Source organism: Bradyrhizobium sp. UFLA06-06, from assembly GCF_054820065.1.
Genome location: NZ_JADFUD010000016.1, coordinates 74,997 through 97,032, shown reverse-complemented (window position 1 = coordinate 97,032; position 22,036 = coordinate 74,997). Strand labels below are relative to the sequence as shown.

Genomic DNA, 22,036 nt, shown 5'->3' with positions numbered 1-22,036 from the left:
ACCGGACCGGCCTCACCCTTCGAGACGCGCTGCGCGCTCCTCGGGACGAGGGTCAGACAGTCGCTTCCCGCAATGGCCAGAGCAGAACAACATGCCCCGCGTCATCCCATCCCTCGCCTTCGCCCTCATCGGCCTGATCCTGTTCGGCCAGGGCGCCTATATCCACGCCAAGGCGCTGCTCGCGCAGGTCCTGCTGGAACGCGCCTTCGCACAGAGCATCGCGACCGGCCAGCCGGTGAAGCCGTGGAGCTGGGCCGACACCTGGCCGGTGGCGCGGATCGAGGTGAAGCGCCTGCACGCTTCCGCGATTGCACTTGCCGGCAGCAGCGGCCAGGCGCTGGCGTTCGGCCCCGGCCATGTCGAACAGACCGTCGATGCCGGCGAGCGGGGCGTGGCGGTCTATTCCGCACACCGCGACACGCATTTTCGCTTTCTCAGGGATGTCACAATCGGTGACGAGATCGACGTCACGCGAAGCGACGGCAAGATGTTTCGCTATCGGGCCGATCGCAGTTCGGTGGTCCGCTTCGATCAATCGGGGGTCGATCCGCTCACCGACCGACGTGAACTGGTGCTATCGACCTGCTGGCCGTTCGATGCGCTGACATCGGGGCCCGAGCGTTATCTGTTGCACGCGACTTTGGTCGAAGCGGATTCGCGCCCGCGCGAATCGGGTTCCTGATACGCAATCAATTTTGCGCCTGCCGGGATATTGCGCGCGGTGCCCTGACCTGCGCCAGCATGAGTTGCTACCCCCTTTCCCTCGCCATAAAAACAATGAAAAATCGCGCGCCTCACGGTGATCCGCCGTGGCCACAGGAAACAAAGACAACAAGGATAAGGGCAGGCTCCATGGAAGCTTTCGCAAGCACCGCGTCTCATGTGTCCCACAAATGGGCGCCGCCCGCTGACGCCAGCGATATCGTCAAGAGCATCCACGCGATGCTGCATCCGCGCAACATCGTGCTGGTCGGCGCCACCGACAAGCCCGGCAATTACGCCGAACGGATATGGAACAATCTGGTCAAATACGGCTACGCCGGCGGCCTCTATCCGATCAACGCCAAGCGCGAAGCGATCTGGGGCGTCACCTGCTACAAGGACTTCGCCAGCCTTCCCGAAAAACCCGACCATGTGCTGGTGCTGGTGCCGGCCCGGTTTGCGGTACAGGTGATCCGCGACGCGGCCGCGGCCGGCGCGCGCTCGGCGACCATCGTCACCTCCGGCTTCAGCGAATTGCAGGATGAAGAGAGCCAGCGGCTCGCGGTCGAGCTGAAGCAGGCGATCAAGGAGACCGGGCTTGCGGTCACCGGCCCGAATTGCCTCGGCAATCTTAGCGCCGGCGAGAACCTGTTCACCAATATCGACGACCGCATCGTCACCATGGAGCAGGGCGCGGTGGCGATCGCCGGCCAATCCGGCGCGATCGTGATGGCAATCCGCCAGGCGCTGGAGGATCGCGGCGTCGGCGTCGGCTACATGGTCACGACCGGCAACGAATCCGGGCTCGAGACCCCGGACCTGATGAGCTATTTCGCCGCCGATCCGAGCATCCGCGTCATCGTGGTCTATCTCGAAGGCGTCAGGAACACAAAAGTGTTCCGCGATGCCTGCAAGGCCGCGCGCGCCGCCGGCAAGCCGGTGATCGCGCTCAAGCTCGGCGCCTCCGAAGGCGGCCGCGCCGCGGCGATGGCGCATACCGGCGCGCTCGCCGGCTCGATCGAGACCTTCGATGCGATCTCGACCCGCGAAGGCGTGATCCGGGTGCGCGGGCTGGATGAACTGATCGAGACCACCGAGTGCTTCGTCCATGCCGATCCGCCGAAGGGCAATCGCCTCGCGGCGGTGTCGCTGTCGGGCGGCAAGCGCGGGCTTTTGATCGACGCGTTCTATTCCGCCGGGCTGAATTTTGCGCCGCTGAGCCCGAACGCCTCGGAGCAGCTGGCAAAAATGCTCGGCCCCGGCAGCATCGTCGGCAACCCGCTCGACGCCGGCTTTGCCGCGGTGGTCGATCCCTCCGTCTACATGAAGTCGATCAAGATCATGATCGACGATCCCGACACCGATATCGTCATCATCGATGCCGAGCTGCCGAAGGCGCCGCACGAGCTGCGCGAGCGCAATTTGCGCATCGTCAACGAGATGGCGGGCCAGGCTAACAAGCCGGTGATCTATATCAGCGCGATGTCGATCGGCTTCACCGAATTCACCAAGGGGCTGCGCAAGTCGCTGCCCGATATCGCAGTCATGCAGGGCCTCGACCGCGCGGTCGGCGCGATCAAGTCGTTGATCGAATATGCCGGCCTGCGCAAGGAAGTACCCGATATCGCGTCGAGCTCGAAGGCATCGGCGCGCGCGGTGCTAGAGAAGACGCTGAAGGCCGCCAACGGCGCCGCCGCGCTCGACGAGGTCGCCTCGAAGAAGCTGCTCAAGGCCTATGGCATCCCGATCTCAAAGGAAGAGGTCGCGCAGACCGCGGCTGAGGCCGTGAAGATCGCCAGGAAAATCGGCTTCCCGGTGGTCGCCAAGGTGGTCAGCCCCGACATCCTGCACAAATCCGATATCGGCGGCGTGGTGCTGAACCTTGCCAGTGCGGCCGAGGTGAAGAAGGCGTTCAACGACATCACCGCGCGGGTGAAGAAGCTGAAGGGCAAGCCGAAGCTCGAGGGCATCCTGATCGCACAGCAGGTCAAGGCCGACCTCGAGCTCGTGGTCGGTGCCTCGCTCGACGCCGAGATGGGCCCCGTCGTGCTGTTCGGCACCGGCGGCGTCGATATCGAGCTGATGAAGGACGTCGCCCTCGCCGGCGCGCCGCTCGACGCCGCCGAGGCGAAGGAGCTGATCGCCAGGACCAAGGCCGGGGTCAAGATGAAGGGCTACCGCGGCAAGCCCGCGCTGCACGAGCCGTCGGCGGTGAAGGCGCTGGTCGGTCTTTCCAACCTGATGGCAGACGCCAATGGCCGCATTGCCTCGATCGACGTCAACCCGTTCCTGATCAACAGCAAGCTCGGCGTCGCCGTCGACGGCCTGATCGTGCTGAACAACGCCGCCGCGAACAAGGCCGCGGGGCATTAGGCTTCACTCCCTCTCCCCGTTCTTACGGGGAGAGGGTCGGGGTGAGGGGCTCTCTCCGCGAGGCGGTACCAGACGAAAGACCTGTACCCCCTCACCCGGATCGCATCTCACGATGCGATCCGACCTCTCCCCGCAAGCGGGGCGAGGTGACTTTAAAAGCTCGCACCCCACTGCCGCGCGGTCTGCATCACCCAGTCGCGATAGAGTGTCAGCGGCGTCACGCCGGTGATGCCGCCGCAGCCGGCGGCGCCGTTCGGCCCGGTGGACCAACTCACCACGCCGACGATGGCGGGGCCGCCCTGCTTGTTCTCGAACACCGGCGCGCCGGAATCGCCGGTGCAGGCCCCGAGCCCTTCGCGCAAACCCTGCCCGACCGGATCGACGAGACGGATCTGCAACGTGCCGGGCTTGCCGCTCGCGATCAGGCCGGCGACGCGGGTAGCGCCACCGCTTTTGCCGTCACCGCGCACGGTGACGCCGACGCCCGCGATGGTGAAGCGGCCGCCGACCTGGATCGGAATGTTTGGCATGCCGAGCGCGGCCGGTGCCTTGCCTGCGGCCGGCGCCGCGAGCTGCAGCAGCGCGACGTCGGCGGTGGCGACATGATTGGTCATCGCCTGCATCCGAAAGCCGGGATGGATCGCAACCGTCCTGACGTCCTGCAGCGTCGGCTGCCTGTCCGCGCCATATTCGACGATCTTGTAATCGGCGCCGGGCTGCACGCAATGCGCCGCGGTCAGCACGACCTTCGGCGCGATCAGCGCGCCGGTGCAGAAATTGCCGCGCGAGCCGACGATGGTGACGACGGAGCGCGCAACGCCATCCGTCGACGGCGCGCCGCCGCCGACGATGGCCAGCGCCGGCGTCGCCACCAACAGGGTCAGAAAAGCTGTCGCTCGAATCACGCTCGTCATGAAACCCCGTCGGTCTGCTGCTGAATCGAGCCTATCCGAGGCGCGGCATTGCGTCGCTCGCACCGGGCTCTGGAGAACACGCAATATTGTACAGAGCATCCAGACCTGCGCGCGTCAATTGTCTAAATATCTACGCGTCGATCTCTACGACGTTGAAGTCGCCGCCGGAATCCTGCAGCGCCATTGCGTTCACGCGCCACACATCGCCGTCTTGTCGCCATACGCACACATCGAATCGCGCGTCCGGCGCGCGGGTGACGTTCGAATGTGAACTGCGTCTCTTGATTGCCCGCATCAGCGCCGTAATTTCGATCCGGCAATCATACAACCTCCGGCAGCATATCGCATACTTACCTTTATGACTTTTCTGGATGCCGGCGCCGTAGATCTCAACACGGCGCTCCATCCGTCATTTCGTTGAGTTAGAGGATAATGATGAGGATAGCGGTCGTCACGCCGATCAGGCTGTTCAGCGAGGGGCTTACCTCGAGTTTCCAGAACCACGCCGAGTTTGCGATTGCGGCGGCGGTGTCCGATCTCGCCGGCCTGCGCGAGACCCTCGAGACCGACAGTGTGAATGTCATTCTGATCGACGTCACACAGGGCATCGATCTCGACGAAGTGCGTGCGATTGCGAGCGACCATGCGGATGTCGCACTGGTGGCGCTCGGCCTCAACGAGGACCGGCGCGACGTGGTCCGCTGCGGCCGGGCCGGATTCAGCGGCTACATTTCCCGGAACGCCAGCTTCGATGAGCTCTGCCGGGCGCTGTCGGATGTGGCATCGGGGCGGCTCGCCTGCAGCGCCGAGATTTCCGGCGGCCTGCTGCGCGCGCTGTTCTGCATGGAACGTCAAGCGGATACGATCGACGCGGACCAGGGGCTGACGCGCCGCGAAAGCGAGGTTCTCAAGCTGATCGGACACGGCCTGTCGAACAAGGAGATCGCGCGCGATCTCAATCTCAGTCTTGCGACGGTCAAGCACCACGTCCATCACGTGCTGCAGAAGCTCGGCCTGCCGCGCCGGGCGCAGGCGATGCGACGGGTGCGCGAAGCACCGTGGATCGCATCATCGGCAGCGATCCCCGATCGGGCCCGCGAGCTCGACTGACACCGACATCCTGAATTCCGTGTTCGCCCGACGCGCGGGTCGCGTTCGCGCACCGGCGCGCAGATGCAAGCGCATGTCTGCCCTGGCACGCACAATGGTGCGGTGAGATCGGTCTCGACTAAACCCTTCGATCGATCGTTCGAGAGGCAGGATCGATCTCATCGACCGATCGATCCGTATCGCCGGCTCGATCCTTTCTGATCCACCGCGGTGAATAGGCCTTTCGCGTCACAGCTGCCACAACTGCACCAACGCAACGACATGTGGTTCGCTGCGTGAGAGCAAATTGTCGCGGAAGACGGATCGGCTGCACGGATTTGCGGCTGATCAGTCGGGATTGATTTCATGAATCCAGTTGCCGATATCGCTGGTCTGGCTGCCTTATGGCAGAGAACGTCGGGCGGCGACCCCGCGGTCAAGATCGCGATCATCGACGGCCCCGTCGATTTCAATCATCCTTCGCTCAGGCAGGCCCGCGTCGCCAGGGGCGGCGAGTTCGTCGCACCGGCTTCGCCGATGATCCAGTCCGAGCACGGCACGCATGTCACGAGCGTGCTGATGGGCACGCCCGGCAGCCCGGTGCTCGGCGTCGCGCCGAATTGCAGCGCGACCGTGTTCTCGATCTATCGCGAGAATGTCGCCGGGCAGATCGAGCCGTCGTCGCAAAGCACCCTGGCGCTCGCGATCAACCAGGCGCTCGCCGCCGGCGCCGACGTCATCAATATCAGCAGCGGCCAGCAATCCGCGACCGGCCAAGCCGACCGCATTCTGGTCGACGCGGTCCGCGCTTGCGAACGCGCCGGCAAGCTGATCGTCGCCGCCGCCGGCAATGACGGATGCCGCTGCGTCCAGGTGCCGGGCAGCCTCGCTTCGGTGCTTGCGGTCGGCGCGTGCGATCCGGCCGGCAATCCGCTGCCCTTCAGCAATTTCGGCGACGCCTATCTCGAGAACGGCATCCTCGCGCCGGGCGAAAACATCGCCGGCGCCTCGCCGGTCCGCAATATCAGCCTGCGCTCCGGAACGAGTTTCGCGGCGCCGATCGTCAGCGGCGTCGTCGCCCTGCTGCTCTCATGCCTGCGCCAGACCGGACGCAAGGCCGATCCGCAAGCCGTCCGTGCCGCGCTGCTCGAAAGCGCGGTGCCCTGCCGCAGCGACGGCAGCGCCTCGCGCTGCCTCGCCGGACGGCTCGATATTCCCGCGGCTGTCGCCGCCCTGCTTGGCGAGCAGGCGGACGCCGTCATGCCGTCGGGTGCCACGGCCGCGACTCCCCGTTTCCGGGGAGTGTCCGCGCGCCCTTTCGTCCAACCGTCATCCGCCGCTCAGCCAACTGCAACCAGAGAGGGTTCCATGGGAGATCTATCAGCAATGTCTGCACCATCGGCTCCGCGCATATTCGGGCCGGACGGCTCGGTCCTGCGCAGCAGCGCCGGGATCATGCCAAGCGAAGCGCAGCCTGCTGCGCCCGCAGCGCCTGCGGCCATCGCCGCGGCCGTTGATCACGGCGTCGCCGTCGCGCCGATCGCAGCGCCGGCGCCGTATCCGTATCACGCCCCCCACGCGGGCGGCGACATGGTCTGGATGCCGACGCCGGCGCCGCAGATGGTCATGCCGCCGATGATGATGCCGCAGATGGCGATGCCGGCGGCCGGCATGATGCCGCAGGCCTGGCTGCAGCCGCAGCAGCTGCCTGCGCTGATGCCGAGCAACGCGCTTCCCGTCGCGATGCCGCAGGCGCTGCCGATGTACGAAGCCCCCGCGGTTCGTACCAGCGAGAAGAGCTGCGGCTGTGGCGGCGGCATGCGTCCGCAGGGCGCCGCGGCGGAATCCACCGGACAGCTCGCGTTCCCGATCGGCCGGCTGTTCTACGATTTCGGCAAGGAGGCCCGCCTCGACTACTTCGTGCAGGCCATCGCCAATTGGCGCGACAGCCTGATCGGACGCGGCGATCCGGCGTTCGGACCGGAGCGCGACCGCTCCGGCGATACCTCGGCGCCGTACAATCCGGCGATCATGGCGCGCTATCTGTTGAACCAGGCCGAAGGCGAAAGCGCGACGCCGAGCGGCTCGGGCAACAACTTCCCGGATGCCGATGCCATCATCTGGACGATGACGATCGACTCGATCCCGATCTATGCGGTCAAGCCGCTCGATGTGTTCGGTCTCGGATTCTTCGCCGCGCTGATCCTGGCGCTCTGGCATCAGGAGGTCTCGCATGACGATCCATCGAACACCCGAACCGTGGTACCGGCAGCGCGCGGCGGCGACGATACGCCACCGACCACGCCCCCGGCTTTCCCGCCGCGCGGCGGTGTTGCGCGGATTTCGATGGCCGGCTGGGTCGACAGCGCCAACACGACCAAGCTCCTGAACGGGACCGTCGTGCCGACGCTGGTGACCGACTGGCGCGGCTTCTACCAGTGGGATCTCTACACGCTCTTCGGACCCGATCCCGACACCTGGCCGGCCGGCGCGGAAGGCTTCCTCGAACGGATCTACAACGAGTTCCGCAATGTCGGCCTCTCGCCGCAGGATCGCGCGCTGAACTATTCCGCGATGAATGCCTACAACACGCGGAAGATCTTCACCGACGTCGCCAAGAAGGGCTTGCGGCTCGACACCGTCGAGGTCGACCAGAGCGTCATCTGCCGCCCGGACTCGGTTTGTCACGACGTGACTTACCGCTTCTTCAATCCGACCCAGGTCCTGACCCAGGCGCGCGAAGTCTATCAGTACACGATCGACGTGAGCGACGTGGTGCCGGTGGCGGTCGGACCGCTGCGGCAGTGGCAGGTCTATTGACGCGATTGCTCCTCTGCGTCCGGAGGAGATCAGAACGTGGCGCGAATGCGTCACGTGGTCCGGGGGATCGACGCGATGAGCGATCCCCTGGGCGACGTCCAGCGACGGCTGCCCCGGTCGGTGCCCACCTCCCGTAGTTGCCGTCAATTCAAACCGAAAGAAGGAGCTGAACATGTACGCAAGGAACGACTTTGAGACCTTCGGCAGCGTGCGTAGCCCGATCCAGTGTGAGGGCATCGAGCGCGGTCCGAAGCGGATTGCCGACGTGGCGACCAACGGGTCGGTCAACCCGCAGGGCTGGGGAGAAATCCTCGGCGGCGTCGCGCAGGCGCTGCCGGGCGTCCTCGGTGCTTTCGGCATCTGATCGCCAAACTCGGGGCCCGGCGCTGTCGGGCCCCACCCCACCTTCGAGGAGGCCGACATGATGCAGAAATCCACCGCCAGGAGCCCACAGCAACAGCAGCAGAACGGTCGCCGGATCGAGCCATCCGGCAAGATCGTCGTGTCGTCAGTCGTGAGCCACGCCTCGCTGATCGCCGCGATCAGCGATCGCAATCCGATCATCGCCAAACGCACCACATCCGACGAAGACAAATCCTGACGTCGTCGTCATCACCGAACCTATGGAGCCGATGCCATGGCAAAACCGCCCCGCAAATCCGGATCCGACAGCGCCGCCTCGCCGCCGCCGGCGGAAGCACCTTCCGCAGCGTCACGCATGGCCCAGGCGCGGCGCCCGATGGAGGCCGCTGTTGTCGCCCGTCCGAAGATCGCCACCACCCCCACTCCGCCGACAACGCCGACCTATCTGGCGCCGCCGCAGGGCCCCGGGGCTCCGCAGCAGATGCGCCATGATGGCTCACCGCATTCGGAAGAGCGGCTCAACACTGCGATGAAGATCCTGCTCGATCCCACGGCGCGCGCGCTGCCGAGCAAGGTCTATTCCGGACAGGCGCGAAACTGGACTCGCAGATCGTAATCGGCGTTGCGCGCCGAGCAGGCGCGATCCGCAAGCACGCACGCAACGGCCCGCCCGATCCGGCGGCGCGGCCGTTGCCGTTCGCCGGAGAGCAACATGAACGAGAACGGCAGTCCCCCCCGCGTCAATCGGCGCCGCGCCGCCTTCACATGTGTTGGCCTCGGCACATTCCTGTTTCTCGCGGCCGGCACCCTGCGATGGGCCGGCGCCTGGGTGTTCCTGCTCGAGATCACGATCGGCGGGCTGATCACCGAGGCCTGGCTCGCCCGACACGATCCGGGGTTGCTGGCGGAGCGGCGCACCGCACGCGGCCAGGCCGGATGGGACCGCATCATCACGACGATCATGCCGCTGCTGTGGCTGACATGGCTGCCGCTGATGGCGCTCGACGCAGTCCGCTACCAGACATCGCTCGTGCCCTTCTGGTTGCAATGCGCCGGCGCCGTGATGATCGCGGCATCGTTCTACATCGTCTACCGGACCTACCGGGAAAACAGCTACGCCGCGCCGGTCGTGAAGATCCAGCGCGAGCGCGGGCATGCGGCGGTGACCACCGGACCCTACGCCTATGTGCGGCATCCGATCTATGCCAGCGGCCTCCTGACCTATGTCGGGACGCCGCTGCTGCTGGGATCCTGGTATGGCCTCGCCATCGTGCCCGTGATGGCGGCGCTGCTCGGCTTGCGGTCGCTGATGGAGGAGCGGATGCTGACCGCCGAGCTCGACGGCTATGCCGAATATCTCGCACGGGTGCGCTATCGCCTGGTGCCGATGGTCTGGTGAGCTGGTTCCGCGTGGCGGATTTTGCCGCGAACTGGCGGCTTGCCTGATCGGCGGCAATTCCAATAAAGAAGGCTGGACGCGCGTTTCCCTGTTGTCCTGCAATCGGCCGGACGATCCGAGGCGAAGCCGCCGCTTTGCAACGGGCAGGACTTTGATGATCGAGACTTTGATGATCGAGGCAGTGATCTGGGATTTCGGCGGCGTCTTGACCACCTCGCCGTTCGAGGCATTCGCGCGCTATGAGACCGAGCGCGGCCTGCCGATCGACATCATCCGCCGCACCAACGCCGCCAATCATCTCGAGAACGCCTGGGCCAAGTTCGAGCGCGCCGAGATCGATATCGAGGCGTTCGACGCGCTGTTCGCCACGGAATCGAAGGCGCTCGGCGCCGAGGTGCGCGGCAAGGACGTGCTGCCGCTGCTCTCCGGCGACCTGCGCCCCGAGATGGTCGAGGCGCTGAAGCGCATCAAGGCGGCATTCAAGACCGGATGCATCACCAACAATCTGCCGGCGAACGCGATCGGCAGCCGCAGCGGACGCACGCTCTATGTCGCCGAGGTGATGACACTGTTCGACCACGTCATCGAGTCCGCGAAGATCGGCCTGCGCAAGCCCGACCCGCGCATCTACCGGATGATGGTGGAGACGCTGCAGGTGAACCCGAAGAACTGCGTCTATCTCGACGATCTCGGCGTCAATTTGAAGCCGGCGCGCGAGATGGGCATGACCACGATCAAGGTCGCGAACGCCGCGCAGGCGATCGGCGAGCTTGAAGCCGCGACCGGCCTCACGCTGAGGTGAGGCGGTTTCGCAGCCGGCACGACCAGATGCAGCTCTGCATGGCGCATGCGCATCTGGACTGCCTGAAGTAGGCGATCGACCAGAAGATCGTTGGCCCGCAGCGCAAGGAATACGTGAGGAGCTGCGCGGGCTGACGGTAGCCGGTCTACGAGATTCTTCCCCTTCCCCCTGAAAGGGGGAAGGTCGGGATGGGGGTCAGCCGCAGACGCCGGTGTTGATGGAGAGAGTAGATCCCCACCCGCTTTGCTCTGGCGAGCAAAGCGACCTCCCCTTTTCAAGGGGAGGTTCGAACTACACGCTAACGACCGTATTGCGCTCGGCGGAAATACCCCGGAACCCTTGCGCTAACGCCAGCCTTTAGCCCTCATGCCTTTGCGGGCCAAACGAGCCTTGTGCTTTGTCCGCAACGGGCGCAGAACAGGTCCGAGTTCAAGGCAAATTCGGAGCTGATCCTCGTGGCTGACACCAGGCCCACCGCCTCGATCGAGGCCGTGGAAAGCGGCCTCGCCGCGCAAGGCTATATTGCGAGCCGGCAGATCGCGACCGCGGTCTTTCTGTCGCAGCAGATCGAGAAGCCGATCCTGGTCGAGGGCCCTGCCGGCGTCGGCAAGACCGAGCTGGCGAAGGCGATCGCCACATGGCGCGGCATGAAGATGATCCGCCTGCAATGCTATGAGGGCCTCGACGAGGCCAAGGCGCTGTATGAGTGGAAATATGCCAAGCAGCTGCTCTACACCCAGATCCTGAAGGACAAGCTCGGCGAGGTGCTCGGCGGCGCGCAGTCGCTGGCCGCTGCGCTCGACCAGCTCCACACCTTCGGCGACGTGTTCTTCTCCAAGGAATTCGTCGAGCCGCGGCCGCTGTTGCAGGCGCTGGAGCAGCCCGCCGGCTGCGTGCTGCTGATCGACGAGATCGACAAGTCGGATGCCGAATTCGAATCGCTGCTGCTGGAAATCCTCTCGGACTTCCAGGTCACGATCCCCGAGCTCGGCACCGTCTCCGCGGTGGCGCCGCCGACCGTGATCCTGACCTCGAACAGCGAGCGCGATCTTGGCGATGCCTTGAAGCGGCGCTGCTTGCATCTGCACATCGGCTTCCCCGAGCAGAAGCTGGAGGAGCGCATCGTCGAGAGCCGGGTGCCCGGCATCTCGCAGACGCTGCGCAAGCAGATGGTCGGCTTCATCCACGAGATCCGCTCGCTCGACCTGAAGAAGCTGCCCTCGGTCAGCGAGGCAATCGACTGGGCGCGCGTGCTGGTGCTGCTGCAGGCCAGCGAGCTCGACACCGAGATCGTCAAGGACACGCTCAACGTGCTCCTGAAATACGAGGCCGACATCGAGGCCGCGACGCCACAGATTTCGTCCTTCATCGCCAAGGCGTCGCGCCAGGGCGTGTTCAGCTAAACCAACATGCGCGAGAACCTGCATCGCTTCTTTCGTGCGGCGCGGGGAGCCGGGGTCCGGGTCTCGCCCGCCGAAAGCATCGATGCGATGCGGGCGGTCGCCCAGGTCGGCTTTGCCGATCGCGACATCCTGCGCGACACCTTCCTGCTGACGCTGGCCAAGACGCAGGACGAGAAGCGCGCGCTCGGCGAATGCTTCGACCTGTTCTTCAGCCAGCCCGAGCCGCAGCAGGAGAACGCCGAGCAGAGCGAATCCGGCGCCAACCCGTCGGCCGACGAGCATGGCGATGCCTCGGGCGGCGCCGCCAACGAGAATGTCGGACCGCTGGCGCAGATGCTGCTGTCGCAGGATCGCTCCGCGATATCGAGCGCAATCGCCAACGCCTCCGGCGCCGCCTCGCTGCCCGATATCCGCTACTTCACCCAGCGCGGCATCTTCCAGACCCGCATCCTCGATGCGATGGGGATCCAGCGCCTGCGCGACGACATCGACGACCTGACCACGCGCAATCCCGCGCTCGCCGAAAGGCTGCAGGAGGCGCTCAACGGCCTGCGCGGCACCGTTCGCGATGCGGTCTCGCAGGCCCTGCTGCTGTACGGGCGCGAGGAAGCGGAGAATTTGCGCAACGAGATCCTGCGCAACGCGCCGCTGGCGCGGATCGAGCCGCGGCAGGTCGAGCAGATGCGTACGCTGATCCGCCAGATCGCGCGCCGGTTGCGCGAGCGCTACTCCAAGCCGCGCAAGCGCCAGCGCCGCGGTCATCTCGACGTCCGCCGCACGCTGCGCCGGAACGCGGCCTGGGGCGGCGTCCCCTTCCTCACCGCGTGGAAGCGCAAGCATCGCGACCGGCCGAAGATCGTCGCGCTGTGCGACGTCTCGGGCTCGGTCGCCCGCGTCTCGGACTTCTTCCTGCTCCTGATCCACAGCCTGCACGAGGTGGTGGACGACGTCCGCTCATTCGCCTTCTCGGGCCACCTGATCGAGGTCAGCGACATCCTGGAATCGAACTCGCCGGAAGAGGCGATGAAGGAGATCATGTCCAAGGTCGGCTTCGGCTCGTCCGATTACGGCAATTCCTTCGCCGATTTCGAGGACAATTGGATGAGCGCGATCACGCCGCAGACCACGGTGATCGTGCTCGGCGACGCCCGCAGCAACAATCTCGATCCGCGCGCCGACATTCTGCGCCGGATCGGCGAGCGCTCCAAACGGCTGGTCTGGCTCAACCCCGAGGGCCGCATGGTCTGGGGTTTTGGCGATTCCGAGATGCCGCGCTACGCGACCTTCTGCAGCGTGGTGCGGCAGTGCGCGACCGCGCAGCAGCTCGAGCGCGCCGTGTCGGATATCGTCGCGACGTATCAGTAGGCCGCCGGCCGCGCCTTAGATGGCAAGCGACTCGCCGTGGAACAGCCACCCGACGAACGCCGCCAATGTCAGCGCGATCGAGGCGAAGATGCCGACCAGCTTGATCGTCGTGATCGCCTTCAGGATCGAGACCGACCGCGCCGCCGCATGCGGGTCGCCGTGCAGCAGCAGCCATGCCAGGAGACAATCCTCGATCAGATCGCTGAGCAGGTACACCGCCGGCACGACCAGGCCGAGCCACGCCGCGGACGGATAGATCCGGCTGAGCCAGTGCGATGACGCCGCCCCCATCGCGCCCGCCAGCGCCAGCATGACGATGAGATCGAGCGGAAACAGGATCGGAAAGACGTACTTCATCCGCAGATCGGACTGCACCAGCTCGCCAAGCTGGTCGCCGGTGTAACTCAGCGTCTTCTCCGGAAAGCGGGTGCGAAACCTGCTTGCGAACACACGGTCGGAATAGCTGCCGACCCACCAGAACAGTCCGAACGCCGCCACCACAAGTCCTGAGAGAATGGCCGTCACGAGAGCTTGAGGGCTCATGCCGACCCGTTCCTGTTGTTGTTGAGGAAGCTGTGGGAGGCCGCAGGAAAGATGATCGCGTGCACCGCGGAGTCCCTGAAAGGGAGAAAATGTCGACGCATATAGCAATGATCGACGGGCAGATTTCCATCTTTTCCGAAGTGTTGCAATTGAATTCTGGGAGCGCCATTGGCGGCCGACTCAACGCATCACGAACGGAATTGGATCACGGCAACTCTCCGTCATGGCCGGCATCGGCGAGCCGAAGCGACGCCGTCCTTGGCGCAGCTTTGGCCGGCCGTGGCGAGATTCAATTCGATCCAAAGGCAGGCAATGCCGGCGCGCATCACACTTCGGCTACCCGGCACCACCGGCGGTCACGCCGCCGCCACAGAACCGTCTTCAATTGGAGATTGAATTTTCACCGCATTCTGCCGTACATAGAGGCCGCGAATTTTCACGGCGGCCGCGAGGGCAACGGATGCCGAAGGATATTGTGATTTGCTGCGACGGCACCGGCAACGAGATCGGTGACAATATTTCCAATGTGCTGAAGCTGTTCCGCGTCGCCGACAAGAATGACCGGCAGCGGATCTATTATCATCCCGGCCTCGGCACCATCGGCCTGCAGAACGCCTGGGGCCGCTTCAAGCAGCAGATGCGCGGCTTGTTCGGGCTGGCCTTCGGCGCCGGTCTCGACCAGGACACGCTCGGCGCCTACCTGTTCCTGTGCCGAACGTGGGAGCCCGGTGACCGGGTCTGGATGTTCGGCTTCAGCCGCGGTGCCTACACGGTGCGCGTGCTCGCGGCCTTCGTCCATGTGATGGGCCTTCTGCCCGTCGACCAGCTCGACCTCGCGAGCTACGCCTTCGGCACCTACAAGAAAGCCAGCTCCGACGCCCAGAAATCCGACGGCACGTTCGACTATGCTCCGTTGAAGGAAGCCTGGCATTTCAGCCAGATTGCCGGCGGCCGCAACATCGATATCGAGTTCGTCGGGGTCTGGGACACCGTGGCCTCGATCATCGTGCCGCGACAGGACAATTTCCTGTTCGACTTGCAGACGCTGCTGTTCACCCGCACCAATTCCAGCGTCAAACGGTTCCGCCAGGCGATCTCGATCGACGAGCGCAGGCGCATGTTCCGACTCAATCGCTGGATCGAGCCGCAGAAATTCCGCTCGGATCCGTTCGATCCGGCGACGGAGGTGGAGCAAAACATCAGCCAAGTCTGGTTTGCCGGCGTGCACTCCGACGTCGGCGGCGGCTATCCGGAAGACCAAAGCGGACCGTCAAAGTTTCCGCTGATCTGGATGCTCGAGCAGGCCAAGGCGGCCGGGCTGCACATGGATCAGGCGCTGATCGATCATCTCGCCTGGGGGATGCCGTTGCCGCCGCACAAGCACGACTATGTGCCGCCGAGCGCGACCGCCCCGCTGCACAATTCGCTGACCGCCGCCTGGGAAATCCTGGAATGGATTCCGAAGAGCGACAAATGGAAGGAATGGCCAGAGCGGAAATCCTTCCTCGGCTTCTATCTGCCGCGCGGCGAGCCGCGGCCGATTGCGGACGGCGCGACCATCCATGCCTCGGTGCTGGAGCGCATGGAGAAGGATCCGGCCTACAAGCCGATCAATATGCCGAAGACCTACAAGGTCGAGCCAATGACGCCGGCGCCGGCTCCACCCGCGCCGACAGCTTGAAGACCAGAATGAATTTGCTTTGGATGGGACAGCGCTCTGCTTCACCTCGCCCCTCCTGGGCAAGGCTATCGCATATGCTCCTTGGCGACCGCGCAAGTGCTGGGCCTCGTGGTTCGAGACGCGCCGCAAGCGGCGCTCCTCACCATGAGGGTCTACTATTGTGCCGCAGAACAAGACCTCATCCTGAGGAGCCCGCCGAAGGCGGGCGTCTCGAAGGATGGCCACGAGGGCACCACCACGAAATGCGATAGCCCTGCCGTGTGCGGGGAAAGGCACAGGCCGCCTTCGGCGGCCGTTCTCAAGAACGCCGAAGCAGAGCTTCGGCTATGACGCATCGCCAGATGCGTTCCGGGTGAGGAGAAGTCTCCGCAAAGGCAGCTATCACCTTACACGCGGAGAAGGCCCCTCACCCCAACCCTCTAAGAGCGAGCTTCGCTCGTCTCGACCCCGTAAGCACGGGGAGAGGGAGCGTAGCGCCGTCGCATTCGACCTAATCTCGCCACGCGCTACGTATCGATCGCGTCCTTGATCCGCTTGCGGCTGAGCGGCAGGTCGCGCAGCCGCTTGCCGGTCGCATGCGCGATGGCATTGGCGAGCGAGGCGGCAGCCGGGCCCTGCCCGGTCTCGCCGCTGCCGAGGAACGGCTGGCCCGGACGGTTGATGATGTGGACGGCGATGCTGTCGGGCACCGCATTGAAGCGCAGGATCGGGTAGGTCTGCCAGTCGATGCTGGTGATCCTTGTCTCATCGAAGGTGACGCTTTCATAGAGCGTCCAGCTCGACGACTGCATGATCGCGCCCTCGATCTGGTTGGTGATGCCGTCCGGATTGACGACCTGGCCGGCGTCGACGGCGGCGACCGCGCGCACCAGCCGGGCCCGCCCGGTTTCGCGATCGACCTCGACCTCGGATGCGATGGCGCAATAGGCGGCAAGATTCTTGTAGCGCGCGAACGCGAAGCCGTAGCCGCGATTTCGCGGCGGCTGCTGCCCGCGCGTCCAGCCGAACTCCTCCGCGGCCTTCTCGACCACCGCGCGGCCGCGCTGGTCGTCGAGATGCCTGAGGCGAAACTCGACCGGATCGGCGCCGGCGAGAGCGGCCAGTTCATCCATGAAGCTCTCGGTCGAGAACACGTTGTGATAGGCGCCGAGCGCGCGCATCGCGGAGATCCGCAGCGGCATCACGGGGATGAAGTGATGCATCACATGCGCGTTCGGGAAATTGTAGATCGGGATCGCGTTGCGATCGCCGCCACCTTCCGGCAGCGGCAACGGCTTTGGTGCGGGCACCGCGAATGATCGCGCCATGTGCTGGGCCGCAAGCAGCGCGCCGGCGCCGCCCGGCCGCATCGAATGGGTGTTGCTCCACACCGCAAAATTCCAGTCGGCAATCTTGCCGTCGGTCGTAAGCGACGCGCTCAGCCTGGTCACCATCGCCGGACCATAGGGCTCCCAGCCGTGCTCCTGCTCGCGCATCCACTGCACCCGTACCGGGCGCCCTGGCAGCACCCGGGCGATCAGCGCGGCGTCAGCCGCGGCATCGTCGGCGCCATTGTGGCCGTAGCAGCCGGAGCCTTCGACATGGATCAGGCGGACGCTGGCGGGCGTCATACCGAGCATCTCGGCGATCGCCTGCCGGTCGGGATAGACGCCCTGCGTGTGCGTCCACACCGTCATCGCGCCATCGACGAATTGCGCGACCGCGCAAGACGGCCCGATCGAGCCGTGCGACTGGTAAGGCCGCGTATAGGTCGCTTCGAGCGACCGCGCGCCGCTCACCGTGGGATCGCTACGCCGGAAGATCGCGAAATCCTGTGAGAGCAGCGCGGTCAGCACGTTGGCCAGATCGTGCTGGTTCGGCAGCTTCGCGCTCTCCCGCCACTTCGCCGCGGCGGCCAGCGCGTGCATGGCCTTGACCGCCGAAAATTCCTTCTCCGCCACCACGGCCAGGAAGTTGCCGTCGCGCACGATTTGAATCACGCCGGGCATTTTCTCGATCGCGGCCGTGTCGCATTCCACGAGCTGCGCGCCGTAGCTCGGCGGGCGCACCACGCGCGCATGCACCATGCCGGGAAGCCGCATGTCCTGCACATAGGCGGCGCCGCCCGTGACCTTGGCCGGAATGTCGACGCGCGGCACCGGCTGGCCCATCACCTTGAAGCTCGCCGGATCCTTCAGGCTCGATGCCGGTTGCGCCTGGACGTGCAACATTTCCGCGGCAACAAGCTCGCCATAGCCGAGACGTCGGCCATCGGGAGCGACGACAGCCGCATTCTCGGTTCGCAAGACGTCGGGCGGCAAGTCGAAACGGTTTGCCGCCTCGGCCACCAGCAACATGCGCGCCTGCGCTGCGGCATGCAGGATCGCCGTGCCGCTGTCCTGCATCGAATGACTACCGGACGTATAGCCTTCGTTCGCCGTGAGTTTGGTGTCGGCGGTGATCACCTTCAGCGCATCGAAGGGAATGTCGAGCTGCTCGGCCGCGATCTGCTGGAACGCAGTGCGGAATCCCTGGCCGAGTTCGGCCTTGCCCGTAAGGGCCGTGACCTGGCCATTGGCATCGATGCGGATCCAGGAATCCAGATTGGGCGCTTTCGCCAGGCTGCCCGGCAACGCCGGGCTCTGCGCAGCCTTCTGCTCCTGTGCCACCGCATGGCGAAGCGAGAAGCTGACGATCAGCGCGCCGGTGCCGGCCAGCACGCTGCGGCGATCGAGAACCACCGGCGCGGTCATCGGACGCTCCTGTCGCTTGCGGCGTCGGCCGTATCCATCAACCTGGCGGCGCGGTGCACTGCGCGCAGGATGCGCATATGGGTGCCGCAGCGGCAGAGATTCGACTCCAGCTCGGCGCGGATCTGCGCATCCGATGGCTTCGGGTTGCGCATCAGCAGCGCCTGCGCGCGCATCATCATCCCGGCGATGCAGTAGCCGCACTGCGCCGCCTGCTCCTCCATGAAGGCACGCTGGATCGGCGCCGGCGTGGCCACGGTGCCGAGCCCTTCGAGCGTCGTCACCTGCTTGCCTTCGACCAGGACCAGCGGCGTGACGCAGGACAGCACCGCCTTGCCGTCGACGATCACCGTGCAGGAGCCGCATTGCCCGAGCCCGCAGCCGAACTTGGCGGCATTGAGCGCCAGATCATTGCGCAGCACATAGAGCAGCGGCGTATCCGGTTCCGCATCGACCTGATGATCCCGGCCATTGACCTTCAATATCATCATGGCTTGCCTCGCTGTCTGGATTCTGATGGCGTGTCGCGCGCCGCAAGCGACGCGGCCTGCACCGCCCGCGCATCACGCACCGCCTTGTCGAGATTGGCCCACGCCGGCCGCTTGCCGAATCGGGCGCGCAGATAGGCCGTGAGCGCAACCATCTGCGCATCATCGATGCTGGCGGCGAAGCCCGGCATGATCGGGCTGCGCTCGCCTTCGACGGCGCCAACGCCCGACAGCACGATATTGAGGAGGTTGCGCGGGTCGGGGCTCGCGATCGCCGTGCTGAGCGCGAGATTGATGCCGCCATAGGGCAGCGCGCGGTTGCCCTCATGGCAGGAGGCACACGCCGCGGCATAGATCGCCGCGCCGGCAGCATGGGCCTGTGCCGCATCATCCGAAGACGATTGTGCTACGACGTCGGCTGGCCGCTTGCGATCCGGCGCCGGCGCGCCCGAGATATCGGCCATGTACACGGCGATGGCCCGCACGTCGCTGTCGGGCACCGTTGCCAGATTGCCGACCACTTCAGCCATGGGCCCGCGCGCGGTGCCATGATCGGCCTGCCAGCCGTGGCGCAGATAGGCGTAGAGCGCGTCGGCGGTCCACCGCACCGGGGCGTGCGAGGTGTCGTTCAGCGCGTAGGCATGCCAATTGTCGACCTCGCCGCCGGAGAACTGCGCATTGACGCGCTCGGCGCCCAGCGCGTTGCGCGGCGTGTGGCAGGCGCCGCAATGCGCGAGCCCCTCCACCAGATAGGCGCCGCGGTTCCATTCCGCGCCCTTCGCCGAGTCCTGAGGGGCATCGCCGCCGCGAAGATACAGCAGTTTCCACCCTGCGATCAGCGGTCGATAGTTGAACGGAAACGACAACTGATTCGCCGGCGGCGACGCGTGGACCGGCTGTCGTGTCATCAGGAATGCATATAGTGCCCGGTCGTCCGCATCCGAGACGTTGGTGAAATGGTCATAGGGAAAAGTCGGGTAGAGATGCTGGCCATCGCGCGCCACGCCCGAGCGCATCGCGCGGACGAACGCCTCCTCCGGCCAGCGCCCGATGCCGGTTTCGGCATCCGGCGTGATGTTGGATGAGAAGACGATGCCGAACGGCGTTGGAACCGGGAGCCCGCCGGCATAAGTCGCGCCGCCCTGCACGGTATGGCAGGTGTTGCAATTGCCGATCGCGGCGAGTTCGCGGCCGCGTTTGACCGCATCGGGGTCGAAGGTATCGGCCCGCGGCGGCGCAATGGCGGCAATCTGCGGCCGCCAGGCGACCGCGAGGCCCATTGCCGCGCCCGCGACCAGCACGATCGCGGCAATGCCTGTGATGATCCGCAGCTGACCAGTCATGCTGAATTGAGTTTGTTGTTGGGACGTGTATTAACACCTTTCGTTCCGGTATCGTTCGGCCATAAGACCTCGATCACCGCCTGTTGACCCCAAGGAAATCCTGGGAAATCCCAAAGGGATCGCGCAAGGGACCATGACCGCCCAGCCCGCCCTCGATCGCGCCTCCGCCCCGTCTCGCGATGCGCTGTCCGTGCTCAGTTCCGTGTTCGGCCTGTCGGGCTTCCGCGGCGCGCAGGAAAAGATCATCCGCCACGTCACCGATGGCGGCAATTGCCTGGTGCTGATGCCGACCGGCGGCGGCAAGTCGCTGTGCTATCAGCTGCCGTCGCTGCTGCGCGACGGCTGCGGCATCGTGGTGTCGCCCTTGATCGCGCTGATGCGCGACCAGGTCGCGGGCCTCACTGAAGCCGGCGTCAACGCCGCGGTGCTGAATTCGACGCTGTCCTATGAGGAAGCCTCCGAGGTCGAGCGGCGGCTGCTCGCCGGCGATCTCGACCTGCTCTATGTGGCGCCGGAACGGCTGCTGACGCCGCGCTGCCTCAATCTGCTCGGCCAGGCGCAGATCGCGCTGTTTGCGATCGACGAGGCGCATTGCGTCTCGCAATGGGGCCATGACTTCCGCCCGGAATATATCGGCCTGTCCGCACTCGCCGAGCGCTTCCCGAAAGTGCCGCGCATCGCGCTGACCGCGACCGCAGACGCGCTGACCCGAAGGGAGATCGCCGAGCGGCTGCAGCTTACCGACGCACCGCAATACGTCGCGAGCTTCGACCGGCCCAATATCCGCTACGAGATCGTCGACAAGCAGAATGCGACCACGCAGCTGAAGAACTTTATCAAGGAGCGGCATGCCGGCGACGCCGGCGTGGTGTATTGCCTGTCCCGCGCCAAGGTCGAGGATGTCGCGGCGGCGCTCAGCGAGGCCGGCATTGCCGCGTTGCCCTATCATGCCGGGCTCGACGCCGGCCTGCGTGCCCGGCATCAGGACCGCTTCCTCAACGAGGACGGCATCGTGATCGTCGCCACGATCGCGTTCGGCATGGGCATCGACAAGCCCGACGTGCGCTTCGTCGCGCATCTCGATCTGCCGAAGAGCATCGAAGCCTACTACCAGGAGACCGGACGTGCCGGCCGTGACGGCAAGCCGTCGGCCGCGTGGATGGCCTACGGGCTCTCCGACATCGTGCAGCAGCGCCGCATGATCGATGAATCGACCGGCTCCGACGCCTTCAAGCGCGTCTCGGTCGGCAAGCTCGACGCGCTGGTTGCGCTGGCTGAAACGGTGCATTGCCGCCGGCAGCGCTTGCTCGGCTATTTCGGCGAGACCCGCGCGGAGGAAATCTGCGGCAATTGCGACAACTGCCTGACGCCGCCGCGCGTCCGCGACGGCAAGGTGCTTGCACAAAAGCTGCTGTCCTGCGCCTACCGCACCGGGCAACGTTTCGGCGCCATGCACCTGATCGACGTGCTGGTCGGACGGCTGACCGAACGGGTCAAGCAGTTCAACCACGACCAGCTGTCGGTGTTCGGCATCGGCCGCGAGCTCAACGAGAAGCAATGGCGCGCGGTGCTGCGCCAGCTGGTGGCGATGGGCCATCTGCGCGCCGACAGCGACGCCTTCGGCGCGCTTGTTCTGACCGACAGCGCCCGCGGCGTGCTGAAGGGCGAGACCGCGGTGATGCTGCGCGAGCAGCCGGAAGGCGCGCGCAACCGCGCAGTCCGCGGCAAGTCGCGCCGCGGCGAGCTTGTGCCCGCACCCGACAGCCCGGGTGGCGTCGCAAATCCCGCGCTGCATGCGGCGTTGCGCGCCTGGCGCTCGGACGTCGCGCGCCAGCGCGGCGTGCCGGCCTATGTCGTGCTGCACGATTCCACCATCGACGGCATCGCCGCGATGCGGCCGGACACGCTGGGCGAGCTGCGCAACATCGCAGGGATCGGCGACAAGAAGCTCGAGCACTACGGCGACGAGCTGATCCGCATCGTGAAGGCGACGGAAGGCTGAACCTGGGCCAAGCTATATCC

At 65.6% G+C, this 22,036-nt stretch carries 20 protein-coding genes; 14 read left to right on the top strand and 6 right to left on the bottom strand.

Annotation, left to right across the window (positions count from 1 at the left end; all coding sequences use genetic code 11):
- Positions 1 to 91: 91 nt before the first annotated feature.
- On the top strand, positions 92 to 682 hold the full coding sequence (locus IF803_RS16365; protein ID WP_461192785.1) for a class GN sortase: 591 nt from the start codon (positions 92 to 94) through the stop codon (positions 680 to 682).
- 170 nt (positions 683 to 852) lie between these two features.
- Positions 853 to 3,075 (top strand): acetate--CoA ligase family protein, encoded by a 2,223-nt coding sequence (locus IF803_RS16360; protein WP_461192784.1) that lies wholly within the window; start codon positions 853 to 855, stop codon positions 3,073 to 3,075.
- 152 nt (positions 3,076 to 3,227) lie between these two features.
- Here the strand turns inward: IF803_RS16360 and IF803_RS16355 are convergent, their stop codons facing one another.
- A complete protein-coding gene (locus IF803_RS16355) occupies positions 3,228 to 3,989 on the bottom strand; it encodes a S1 family peptidase (RefSeq protein ID WP_028341513.1) in 762 nt (253 codons plus the stop codon).
- 130 nt (positions 3,990 to 4,119) lie between these two features.
- Entirely contained in the window at positions 4,120 to 4,395 is a 276-nt protein-coding gene (locus IF803_RS16350) for a hypothetical protein (RefSeq protein WP_155258555.1), read from the bottom strand.
- Positions 4,396 to 4,421: 26 nt separating this feature from the next.
- On the opposite strand from IF803_RS16350, the gene IF803_RS16345 reads away from it, so the two are divergent.
- From IF803_RS16345 to IF803_RS16305, 9 genes are all read left to right on the top strand, one after another.
- Entirely contained in the window at positions 4,422 to 5,099 is a 678-nt protein-coding gene (locus IF803_RS16345) for a LuxR C-terminal-related transcriptional regulator (RefSeq protein WP_245288750.1), read from the top strand.
- 345 nt (positions 5,100 to 5,444) lie between these two features.
- Positions 5,445 to 7,898: a S8 family serine peptidase gene (locus IF803_RS16340; RefSeq protein WP_028341515.1), complete on the top strand. Its 2,454-nt coding sequence runs from the start codon at positions 5,445 to 5,447 to the stop codon at positions 7,896 to 7,898.
- A 172-nt stretch (positions 7,899 to 8,070) separates the two neighbouring features.
- A complete protein-coding gene (locus IF803_RS16335; RefSeq protein ID WP_016842276.1) occupies positions 8,071 to 8,262 on the top strand; it encodes a hypothetical protein in 192 nt (63 codons plus the stop codon).
- Between the two features lie 57 nt (positions 8,263 to 8,319).
- Positions 8,320 to 8,499: a hypothetical protein gene (locus IF803_RS16330; protein WP_016842277.1), complete on the top strand. Its 180-nt coding sequence runs from the start codon at positions 8,320 to 8,322 to the stop codon at positions 8,497 to 8,499.
- Between the two features lie 36 nt (positions 8,500 to 8,535).
- Positions 8,536 to 8,877: a hypothetical protein gene (locus IF803_RS16325; protein WP_461192783.1), complete on the top strand. Its 342-nt coding sequence runs from the start codon at positions 8,536 to 8,538 to the stop codon at positions 8,875 to 8,877.
- A 96-nt stretch (positions 8,878 to 8,973) separates the two neighbouring features.
- The gene (locus IF803_RS16320; RefSeq protein WP_461192782.1) at positions 8,974 to 9,660 is read left to right on the top strand and encodes a methyltransferase family protein; all 687 of its coding nucleotides are present in this window, start codon (positions 8,974 to 8,976) and stop codon (positions 9,658 to 9,660) included.
- Positions 9,661 to 9,829: 169 nt separating this feature from the next.
- Positions 9,830 to 10,462: an HAD-IA family hydrolase gene (locus IF803_RS16315; protein ID WP_461192808.1), complete on the top strand. Its 633-nt coding sequence runs from the start codon at positions 9,830 to 9,832 to the stop codon at positions 10,460 to 10,462.
- Positions 10,463 to 10,917: 455 nt separating this feature from the next.
- On the top strand, positions 10,918 to 11,865 hold the full coding sequence (locus IF803_RS16310; RefSeq protein WP_461192781.1) for an AAA family ATPase: 948 nt from the start codon (positions 10,918 to 10,920) through the stop codon (positions 11,863 to 11,865).
- Positions 11,866 to 11,871: 6 nt separating this feature from the next.
- The gene (locus tag IF803_RS16305; RefSeq protein ID WP_461192780.1) at positions 11,872 to 13,230 is read left to right on the top strand and encodes a vWA domain-containing protein; all 1,359 of its coding nucleotides are present in this window, start codon (positions 11,872 to 11,874) and stop codon (positions 13,228 to 13,230) included.
- A gap of 15 nt (positions 13,231 to 13,245) precedes the next feature.
- Here the strand turns inward: IF803_RS16305 and IF803_RS16300 are convergent, their stop codons facing one another.
- Positions 13,246 to 13,773, bottom strand: a complete 528-nt coding sequence (locus IF803_RS16300; RefSeq protein WP_253593334.1) for a hypothetical protein — start codon at positions 13,771 to 13,773, stop codon at positions 13,246 to 13,248.
- A 107-nt stretch (positions 13,774 to 13,880) separates the two neighbouring features.
- On the opposite strand from IF803_RS16300, the gene IF803_RS16295 reads away from it, so the two are divergent.
- Complete coding sequence (locus tag IF803_RS16295; RefSeq protein ID WP_461192779.1) at positions 13,881 to 14,252, top strand: hypothetical protein; 372 nt, start codon at positions 13,881 to 13,883, stop codon at positions 14,250 to 14,252.
- Positions 14,234 to 15,454 (top strand): DUF2235 domain-containing protein, encoded by a 1,221-nt coding sequence (locus IF803_RS16290; protein ID WP_461192778.1) that lies wholly within the window; start codon positions 14,234 to 14,236, stop codon positions 15,452 to 15,454. Before IF803_RS16295 ends, IF803_RS16290 begins: the two co-directional genes overlap by 19 nt.
- Positions 15,455 to 15,960: 506 nt before the next feature.
- Here the strand turns inward: IF803_RS16290 and IF803_RS16285 are convergent.
- From IF803_RS16285 to IF803_RS16275, 3 genes are read right to left on the bottom strand one after another with little or no spacing between them, the layout of a single operon-like run.
- On the bottom strand, positions 15,961 to 18,186 hold the full coding sequence (locus IF803_RS16285) for a xanthine dehydrogenase family protein molybdopterin-binding subunit (RefSeq protein ID WP_461192777.1): 2,226 nt from the start codon (positions 18,184 to 18,186) through the stop codon (positions 15,961 to 15,963).
- Positions 18,183 to 18,674 (bottom strand): (2Fe-2S)-binding protein, encoded by a 492-nt coding sequence (locus IF803_RS16280; RefSeq protein WP_461192776.1) that lies wholly within the window; start codon positions 18,672 to 18,674, stop codon positions 18,183 to 18,185. The genes IF803_RS16285 and IF803_RS16280 overlap by 4 nt, the downstream gene beginning before the upstream one ends.
- Positions 18,671 to 20,014 (bottom strand): c-type cytochrome, encoded by a 1,344-nt coding sequence (locus IF803_RS16275; protein WP_461192775.1) that lies wholly within the window; start codon positions 20,012 to 20,014, stop codon positions 18,671 to 18,673. Before IF803_RS16275 ends, IF803_RS16280 begins: the two co-directional genes overlap by 4 nt.
- A 133-nt stretch (positions 20,015 to 20,147) precedes the next feature.
- Between IF803_RS16275 and recQ the strand changes: the two genes are divergently transcribed.
- A complete protein-coding gene (recQ, locus tag IF803_RS16270) occupies positions 20,148 to 22,016 on the top strand; it encodes a DNA helicase RecQ (RefSeq protein ID WP_028341525.1) in 1,869 nt (622 codons plus the stop codon).
- Positions 22,017 to 22,036: the final 20 nt, after the last annotated feature.

Coding starts and splice junctions, on each gene's coding strand:
- IF803_RS16315 (WP_461192808.1), top strand. CDS start 9,830: ATGATCGAGGCAGTGATCTGGGATTTCGGCGGCGTCTTGACCACCTCG.
- IF803_RS16290 (WP_461192778.1), top strand. CDS start 14,234: ATGCCGAAGGATATTGTGATTTGCTGCGACGGCACCGGCAACGAGATC.
- IF803_RS16360 (WP_461192784.1), top strand. CDS start 853: ATGGAAGCTTTCGCAAGCACCGCGTCTCATGTGTCCCACAAATGGGCG.
- IF803_RS16355 (WP_028341513.1), bottom strand. CDS start 3,989: ATGACGAGCGTGATTCGAGCGACAGCTTTTCTGACCCTGTTGGTGGCG.
- IF803_RS16280 (WP_461192776.1), bottom strand. CDS start 18,674: ATGATGATATTGAAGGTCAATGGCCGGGATCATCAGGTCGATGCGGAA.
- IF803_RS16300 (WP_253593334.1), bottom strand. CDS start 13,773: ATGAGCCCTCAAGCTCTCGTGACGGCCATTCTCTCAGGACTTGTGGTG.
- IF803_RS16335 (WP_016842276.1), top strand. CDS start 8,071: ATGTACGCAAGGAACGACTTTGAGACCTTCGGCAGCGTGCGTAGCCCG.
- IF803_RS16275 (WP_461192775.1), bottom strand. CDS start 20,014: ATGACTGGTCAGCTGCGGATCATCACAGGCATTGCCGCGATCGTGCTG.
- IF803_RS16350 (WP_155258555.1), bottom strand. CDS start 4,395: ATGGAGCGCCGTGTTGAGATCTACGGCGCCGGCATCCAGAAAAGTCAT.
- IF803_RS16345 (WP_245288750.1), top strand. CDS start 4,422: ATGATGAGGATAGCGGTCGTCACGCCGATCAGGCTGTTCAGCGAGGGG.
- IF803_RS16295 (WP_461192779.1), top strand. CDS start 13,881: ATGATCGACGGGCAGATTTCCATCTTTTCCGAAGTGTTGCAATTGAAT.
- recQ (WP_028341525.1), top strand. CDS start 20,148: ATGACCGCCCAGCCCGCCCTCGATCGCGCCTCCGCCCCGTCTCGCGAT.
- IF803_RS16305 (WP_461192780.1), top strand. CDS start 11,872: ATGCGCGAGAACCTGCATCGCTTCTTTCGTGCGGCGCGGGGAGCCGGG.
- IF803_RS16365 (WP_461192785.1), top strand. CDS start 92: ATGCCCCGCGTCATCCCATCCCTCGCCTTCGCCCTCATCGGCCTGATC.
- IF803_RS16340 (WP_028341515.1), top strand. CDS start 5,445: ATGAATCCAGTTGCCGATATCGCTGGTCTGGCTGCCTTATGGCAGAGA.
- IF803_RS16320 (WP_461192782.1), top strand. CDS start 8,974: ATGAACGAGAACGGCAGTCCCCCCCGCGTCAATCGGCGCCGCGCCGCC.
- IF803_RS16285 (WP_461192777.1), bottom strand. CDS start 18,186: ATGACCGCGCCGGTGGTTCTCGATCGCCGCAGCGTGCTGGCCGGCACC.
- IF803_RS16325 (WP_461192783.1), top strand. CDS start 8,536: ATGGCAAAACCGCCCCGCAAATCCGGATCCGACAGCGCCGCCTCGCCG.
- IF803_RS16330 (WP_016842277.1), top strand. CDS start 8,320: ATGATGCAGAAATCCACCGCCAGGAGCCCACAGCAACAGCAGCAGAAC.